The organism is Nonomuraea maritima, from assembly GCF_900100395.1.
GTDB lineage: Bacteria > Actinomycetota > Actinomycetes > Streptosporangiales > Streptosporangiaceae > Nonomuraea > Nonomuraea maritima.
This window is the reverse complement of the sequence record NZ_FNFB01000062.1, coordinates 1-7374: the sequence shown is the minus strand read 5'-3', so window position 1 is coordinate 7374 and position 7374 is coordinate 1. Positions and strand designations below refer to the sequence as shown.

Genomic DNA, 7374 nt, shown 5'->3' with positions numbered 1-7374 from the left:
GAGACACTTGCCTGGCTCCACGACCGCGCCACAAATGACCCACACGAGAACGTCCGAAGCGCAGCCCTTGAAGCCACCACCAAGGGCTGGCCTAACCGCCCCGAGGCCTGATGTATCGGCGTTCGAATATCCGAGCCCGCCGCTGACGCTGTGACCGGCAAGCTCTTCCGGCCCGAACTCAGATCGCAGCCGCAGCAACTGCTGGGCTTCGCTTCAGGGGCAAGCTGCTTGCGGAGGCTGCGGGCGTTGCATTAGGCCGGCGTATGTAGTTCGACCAAGGTCAGGGGACGGTACCTCATTCTTTCGAGGCCGCCAATGAATCTACGATCGCCTGCGCGCCGACAACGCCCGCCGAAATTAGTTCATTGGCGGTGCGTTGGAGTTCGGTCACGGCATAGGCGTTTACGGCCATGGCGTCGGAAGAGACGTCGAGCGCGGTGGCGACTGCGGCTTCAGCGTTGTCCTGCATGGCGTGAGCGCGTGCGAGGCAGGCTCCGTACCAGGCTCTGTCGCGACGGTAGTGGCCAGGGAGAGTGACCAAGCCGCGTGCAAGGTAGTCGGTGGCGCGGCGGCCGTCGCCGAGTTCGAGTTCGGCCATGCCGCGTTGCATGAGGAACCAGCCCTCGTCGTAGAAGTACATCCAGGGTGGTTCGTCCTCGGGGTGTTCGGCGGCGGTGCGAATGAGGTGTTCGGCTTCGGCGAGCTGGGTGCGGGCCTGGTTGGCTTCGCCCATCTGGGCGTGGCCTCGGCCGGCCATCTGGGCGGCCATGCCCTGCACTCCATAGGTGGTGCGGCCGTCGTGCCAGCGGGAGGCTTCGGCCAGGCGGACGCAGAGGTGTGGGTCGCCGAGGCTCCAGGCTTGGTGGGCGCGCATGTTCAGGGTGGTCGATGCGAGGCAGGCGTCGCCGGCCTCGATGGCCCAGGCGTGGGAGCGGTCGTACCAGGCCAGCGCGGCGGCACTTTGGCGGGAGTCGTGGCACATCCAGGCGATGAACTGGGCGTACTGGGCCAGGACGGCGATGGCGCGATCGGCGAGTGCGCCTCGCGCGCCTCGGGCCAGGTCCGCCACGGTGGACAGTTGGGCGTGGACGATCGGCAGGAGAGGGCGGCTGCCGATGGTGTCCTCGACGCGGCGGTGTTCGGCCAGGCAGTGTTCCAGCCATTGCACGGTCTGTAGATCGACGCGGCGCGGCTGTTGGATGGCGCGGGTGACGCGCTCGTACAGGTCGGGGTCCGGGGCCAGAGAGGGGAGGGCCAGGGCAGGCACGGGTTTGGTGGTCGTGCCGAAGAGCTGGTCCTCGGTCGCGTTGAAGGCGGCGCAGTAGAGGTTGGTGTAGAAGGCGTCCGGCCGGTGTTCTCCGGTCTCGTGGCCGCGGATTCGCCGGATGAGGCTGTCCAGCTCGGGCAGCGGCTTGTCCGAAGCGCGGACGAGTTCGCGGGCCAGGTCACGCTGTGACCAGCTCCGTGCCGTACGGGCCGCGAGCAGCCGGGCGGCCCAGACAGGGGCGTGATCGGTCATCCAGCACACCTCCGGAGGGGAGAGGCGGACACGGGGGCGGACACCTCGGTTCGCCTCCCGGTGTCCTCTTCTGACGTGTTCCCGCCTGTCGCTGCTATGTATGCGTGCACAGCAACAGCGACATCTTCTACGTGTGGACGGCCACCGACCAGTCCGGCCGGGGCACCTGCGGCGTCACCGGCGGCTCCGAGAGGGCCAGCGTCCTGCTGCGTGAAGCCCTCGGATCGCTGACTCCTGGTGCCGTCGGCAACGTCCGCGTGGCGTATCTGGACCGCCACGCGCGGCGCCCCTCCTACGTCTACGTCCGGACGGTCCTGCGCTTGCGGTACGTCGGCGACGCCGCCGCGATCGTCCTGGGTGATTGAGTCGGCGTGCACAGGTGGGAGCCGTACACCCGGCACGCCACACTCCGCGTGATGGAGACCTCGTGCTGTGGACAGTACGAGTGGTGCTGTGAGGGCGGCCTGTACCTCATCCTGCGCCGCAGCGGCCAGGGGTATGAGGAGACCGCCCGGGGACGCAACTCCGAGGCCCGGCCGATCTGGGAAGCTCTCGTCCGAGATCATCGCCACAGCCCTCGCGCCCTAGATTGACGGCAGCCCCACCAGCTCAGGCTGCTGCTGGGCACGTCGCTCCGCCGGGAAGAGCTGATAGATCGTGTCACGGAGTGCCTCGTCTCGTACCGATGAGATGAACTCTTCGGCGGTGCTGCCGCACAGGCGACGGAGTTCGGCTGACTCGTCCAGGAGCACTTGGATCAGCGTGTGCTGATCGGTGAGACGTCGGGCGGCACCGCCCTCGTCCACGAGGCAGCCGTGCTTGCCGACGTAGACGAAGCAGGGCGGGAGCCGGACTCCCGATTCGAGCGTCACAGGATGGCGATCGGCAGGCAGGCGGCGACGCCAGTAGTTCGGTTCGGTGACGTCGAGCGCCGCCAGCTCGCGTTCGTCGAGCCAGACCACGAAGAGCCGGGAGGTCTCACCCGGGGCCTCCACCGGCACGGCCGGCACGTAGCCCCACCGGTTGACGTGCGCGGAGACGCCTGGGGCGATGCCGTACACATCGGCGAGCGTCATGGGGATGATCGGTGAGAACCCTTGGCTCACGTACTTGCGGCGCATCTGACTCGGCGAGGCGTTGGAACCCACCGCGACGACCGGATGGCGCTCCGACATGGGGGAGCATTCGAGCCGCGCCAGGAACTTGTGCAGGGTCTCGTCGCCGAGCTGCCAGTCCTCGGCCGGGGCGTCTTCGACTAAGCGCAACGGCAGGTAGGCGTCGTCCACCAGCACGCCCGAGGTGGTGGGGATGCGGCCCGGATAGGTCAGCGGCTGCGCCATGGGGTCGCTGTGGAACAGGTCCACGAGGTCGGCCTCGGTCATGAGGCGTCGAGTTCGTAGACGAGCGTGTGCCGGTCTCCCGGTGCGATCGTGACCATCACTCGTACCGGTAGGCCGTCCGCGTCGTAGCCGGTGCGCATGTGCTCGGCCACCGGCGTGCCCGCAGGCAGCCCGAGCCGGGAGGACTCGTCCTTGGTGGGCATCCGGATCTGGATCTCGTCCACCATCCGAGTCTGAGCGCGTCCGATGGACGCGAGCAGACCGCCGGGGACGCTCACGTTCTTCGGCTGCATCAGCGCCGTCCCTCGGGCCAGGTCCTCCGGGAAGTAACTGTCGGCCACCTGGAAGGGGACGTCGTCGACGTACCGCAGCCTGCGCCGGACCACCACGATGTCCTTCTCGGGGTCGAGGTTGAGGCGTTCGGCCACCGCTTTCGGCGGGATCTCCAGGCCGACGCTCACTTCCTGAAGAGGCAGGTGGCCTTGGTCCTGGACCTCGTTGGCCCACGCGTCCGCGTCGGCGGTGTGGTTCCCCTGGCTCTCGAAGTGGGAGAGACGCCAGCGCAGGCGCGCCTGTGAGCGCACGGTACGGCCGCGGCCTCGCCCGCTGCTGAGCAGCCCTTCGTTGGTGAGCTGCTGCAAAGCCTGCCGGACGGTCTGACGCGACACGCCGTGGCTCTCTGCCAGTTCCTGTTCCGGCGGCACCGTGTCCCCGGGTGCGAGTTCGCCTCGCTCTATCGACGTACGCAGGGAGTCCGCGACGCGTTCGTACAGCGCGCGGGAGTCGGATCCGGTTGGCACTTGAGTCCTCCTAGGACGACTTGTACGTACTCACCGTACCAAGAAGCTTGACAGTGATCGAGCAGTCACGCAGAGTACATACACAGCGCGAAGTACGGAGAGTACGTACTTAGCTCGACGGACTTTCGCGTGCAGCAAAAAGCCGGAGCGCGGCCCTGGTCGCCAAACGAGAACCGCACTCCGGCGCCCCTTCTAGAGAGGTGTCCTCATCATGACCTACGGGTCCAAGACCATGCAGTCCGCCACGAACGACGAGAACCTGACCTGGTCCAGCCTGGACGACAGCGTCACCGACCTGCTTGACGACCTCATCAACGCCGAACCGGTGTGTGACTCCAGCCAGGCTGTGCTCTTCACCGGCCCGGACGTCGAGACCGACGAGGAGCGGTGGACGCGGGAAGCGACGGCCAAGGCCATCTGCCAGGCCCGGTGCCCGGCTCGCGCGGCCTGCCTCGCCTACGCGCTGGCCCTCGATCCGGAGGAGGGCGTCTGGGCCGGCTACACCGCAGAGGAACTGCGGGAAGTGCGCCCGCTTCTCTCCTTCCTCCCGCGCCACCGCACGGACGAGGTGGCCTGATGAACGGCCGCTTCCAGTGCTCCGACTGCGGTACGCGCTCGGCCAGCCCGTACGGCTGCCGTCGCTGCGGCACCACCACCGGCCGCCAGCTCCAGCGCTGCACCACGCACGGCGCGCGCTGCATGCCCGGCTGCCGCTTCTGCCGTCTCCTCACCCGTTCTCAGTGGAGCTGAACATGATCTCTGTCCTCGTCTACCTTCTGGTCTTCCTCGCCGGAGGCCTGTTCATCGAACTCGTACGCATGGGCCAGGAGCGCTACCGACAGCGACAGGTGGCCCGCGCGACCATCCGAAAGGCCGATTCCCTGGAACTCGCCGCCTGGGGCTGGGCCGCGTCCCCACGGAACTGGTGCAACAAGCCCGGCTGCCCGCGCTGCTGGGGACGGCGGTGGGGCCGATGAACCCCACCGAAGCCCTCATCGGCCAGGGCATGCCGCGTCCGCTGTCAGAGGGAGAACAGACCCTCATCTCGGTCACCGCCGCCTCGGTCGGCGTGCTGGGCCTGATCGGGTTCGTGATCTCGTTCGCCACGGTCATGCACGCGGCCACGCCGACCTTCGGCCCACTCGCCTTCCTGCTGCCGCTGGGCGTGGACCTGGGCATCGGGGTGTTCTCAGCCCTTGACCTCGTCCTGGCCAGACTGGACATGCGGGTTCGCTGGCTGCGGTTCGCCCCGTGGACGCTCACCGCCGCCACGGTCTACCTGAACATCGCCGCCTACCTCGGCACACCCAACGGGCCTGACTGGTTCGCCGTCATCGCCCACGCGATCCTGCCTGGCCTGTGGGTGGTGGCCGTCGAGATCGGCACGCACGCCGTGCGTAAGCGCGCCGACCTCGCCAACCCGTCCCGCCGTCTCGACAGCATCCGCGTCACGCGCTGGCTGCTGTCCCCGGTTCCCACGTTCGCCCTGTGGCGACGCATGGTGCTCTGGGAGGTCCGCTCGTACCCGGAGGCGCTGAACCGGGAGCGTGACCGCGTCCTGGCCAAGACAGATCTGCAGGACCGCTATGGCCGCCTGTGGAAGTTCAAGGCCACCCGCCGCGAGCGCGCCCTGTACAAGCTGGGAGAACTGGCTCCGGCCAACGCGCCGATCCTCACGGAGGCGGCACGACTCACGCCGCCGGATCGGCCGGACTTGGCCGCCGCACCCATCCGCCGGCCCCACCCCAAGCCACGCAAGCGCACTCGCCCCAGCCGTCCGGCCGTCGCCCCGTCCGAGGTGGACGACCTGATGCCACTGGGCTGGCAGATCGCCGCCGACCACGAAGCACGCGGCGTCACCCTGACCCGGGACCGGTTGCGCGACGCCGTCCGCCGGTCCGGCAAGTCCATCTCGACCGACCGGGCCGGAGCACTGCTGGCCCGCCTCCGGACCGAAAACCCGGTCCGGACGGAAGCGGAACGCGAGGTGGCCTGATGCGACGCCGTTCGACCTCGGTCCGACCGCAGCGGTCCGACCGCACATCATCCCTGACCCACCCAGTACGGGACGCGACCTCATCCGCCAAGACTCCGGCCGCGCCCCGTAACCCCGCCCGCACGTACGCACACGAGGTGTCCACATCATGACTCATCACCCGCAAGAGCACGAAGACCACGACGAGGCCGACCGCACCGAATCCGGAGGCGAGGTCGTCCCGCTGGACGCGGCACGCCGTCGCGCCCGCCGCGCGGACGAGCAGGAGTCCGACCGCGATGAGGACGAGTTCTTCGACCGCGAGACCGTCGCGATCGAAGGCACCGTCCTCGGCCCGCCGGTCGACCCGCCGGACGACGCCGCCGTTAGCTACCGCTCCGGCAACGGCCAGCGCCGCGCCCCGATCATCCCGTCCACGCTGCGGTCTTGGAGGAGCACACGCTCCATGCTGATCTGGGCGGCCAAGGATGCCGGGTACGTCGTCGGCTACCACGCTGTCCGCACGCCCAAGTACGTGGCCAAGGCCACCCTGTACGCACCGGTCGGCTTCTTCCGCGCCACAGGCAAGCTCCTGCACTGGGCCACGGCGGAGGAGGGCAATTGGGCGCTCCGCCAGTACGCCGCCGACCGCAACGACCCGGAGATGTGGCTAAAGCTGGACCGGCAGCGTCAACGTCAGTCGCGGTGGCGGTGGTCGGTCCTGGCCGCCGTCGCCGTGACGGCCCTGATCGGCCTGCTGCTCTTCCTGTTCGCCGACATCCCGACCTGGGGCCGGCTATTGGCGGTGGCTCTGGCCGTGCCGCTGCTGGCCCGCGTCGGCAGGCCCACGGACAAGCCCATCACCGACCGCGTCTCCGAGGGTCCGCGCTATCGCAAGCTCACCGCCGAGCTGGTCCGCCGCGCGCTGCTGTCGTGCGGCCTCTCCGGCATCAACCAGGCGGTGAGCAAGGACCCGAACGCCATCAGCTTCCCGCAGGAGATCCACCGCGACGGCCCCGGCCACCTGGCCGTCGTGGATCTGCCGTTCGGCGTGGAGGCTGCTGACGTGGTGGCCCGTCGCGGTCGGCTGGCCTCCGGCATGCGACTCCCGCTCGACCAGGTCTGGCCCGAGCCCGGCGATGGCCACCCGGGACGGCTCGCCCTGTGGGTCGGCTACGAACCCGCCTCACAGATGAGGCAACCGGCCTGGCCGCTGCTCAAGGACGGCAAGGTGGACGTCTTCAAGCCCTTCCCGTTCGCGACCACGCCGCGCATGGACACGGTCAACGCCGCCCTGATGTTCCGCAACTGGCTGGTCGGCGGGCAGCCTGGCTCCGGCAAGACCTTCGCCCTGCGCCTCGCCGTCCTCGCCGCCAGCCTGGATCCGCGCGCCGAACTGCGCATCTACGAACTCAAGGGCGTCGGCGACTTCAAGGTCCTGGAGCCGGTCTGTACCGAGTACGGCAACGGCTTCGACGACGAGACCATCGCCCGCTGCGCAGGGATGATCCGCTGGCTCTACAAGGAGTGCGAACACCGCTCCAAGCGGATCGCCCACTACGCGGCCCTCGGCAAGGCCCCGGAGAACAAGGTCACCCTGGAACTCGCCTCGTTCAAGGGCTCCGGCCTGCACCCGCTGATCGTCGCCATCGACGAGATCCAAGAGCTGTTCCTGCACCCCAAGTACGGCAAGGAAGCCGGGGAGATCCTGGAGAAGGTCATCAAGCTGGGCCGCGCCCT

8 protein-coding genes and 1 pseudogene are annotated in these 7374 nt (G+C 68.7%); 6 read left to right on the top strand and 3 right to left on the bottom strand.

The features are described from left to right. Positions 1-295: 295 nt before the first annotated feature. On the bottom strand, positions 296-1519 hold the full coding sequence (locus BLR04_RS39155; protein ID WP_090774224.1) for an NsdA family TPR-like regulatory protein: 1224 nt from the start codon (positions 1517-1519) through the stop codon (positions 296-298). Positions 1520-1623: 104 nt separating this feature from the next. On the opposite strand from BLR04_RS39155, the gene BLR04_RS39150 reads away from it, so the two are divergent. Next, positions 1624-1884, top strand: coding sequence for a hypothetical protein (locus BLR04_RS39150; protein WP_090774222.1), 261 nt, complete (start codon positions 1624-1626; stop codon positions 1882-1884). Between the two features lie 219 nt (positions 1885-2103). Here the strand turns inward: BLR04_RS39150 and BLR04_RS39145 are convergent, their stop codons facing one another. Then, entirely contained in the window at positions 2104-2901 is a 798-nt protein-coding gene (locus BLR04_RS39145) for a hypothetical protein (protein WP_090774221.1), read from the bottom strand. Further along, positions 2898-3659: a GntR family transcriptional regulator gene (locus tag BLR04_RS39140; protein WP_090774220.1), complete on the bottom strand. Its 762-nt coding sequence runs from the start codon at positions 3657-3659 to the stop codon at positions 2898-2900. Before BLR04_RS39140 ends, BLR04_RS39145 begins: the two co-directional genes overlap by 4 nt. A 211-nt stretch (positions 3660-3870) precedes the next feature. Between BLR04_RS39140 and BLR04_RS39135 the strand changes: the two genes are divergently transcribed. From BLR04_RS39135 to BLR04_RS39120, 5 genes and pseudogenes are all read left to right on the top strand, one after another. Further along, positions 3871-4236, top strand: a complete 366-nt coding sequence (locus BLR04_RS39135; protein WP_245741011.1) for a WhiB family transcriptional regulator — start codon at positions 3871-3873, stop codon at positions 4234-4236. After that, positions 4236-4409 carry a hypothetical protein gene (locus BLR04_RS41160; protein WP_176903568.1) on the top strand — a complete coding sequence of 58 codons (174 nt, stop codon included), beginning with the start codon at positions 4236-4238 and terminating at the stop codon, positions 4407-4409. The genes BLR04_RS39135 and BLR04_RS41160 overlap by 1 nt, the downstream gene beginning before the upstream one ends. A gap of 2 nt (positions 4410-4411) precedes the next feature. Further along, on the top strand, positions 4412-4636 hold the full coding sequence (locus tag BLR04_RS40305) for a hypothetical protein (protein WP_143022443.1): 225 nt from the start codon (positions 4412-4414) through the stop codon (positions 4634-4636). After that, positions 4633-5655, top strand: coding sequence for a DUF2637 domain-containing protein (locus BLR04_RS39125; protein WP_143022442.1), 1023 nt, complete (start codon positions 4633-4635; stop codon positions 5653-5655). Before BLR04_RS40305 ends, BLR04_RS39125 begins: the two co-directional genes overlap by 4 nt. A gap of 148 nt (positions 5656-5803) precedes the next feature. Beyond that, positions 5804-7374, top strand: a pseudogene (locus tag BLR04_RS39120) (hypothetical protein); the annotation flags it as partial.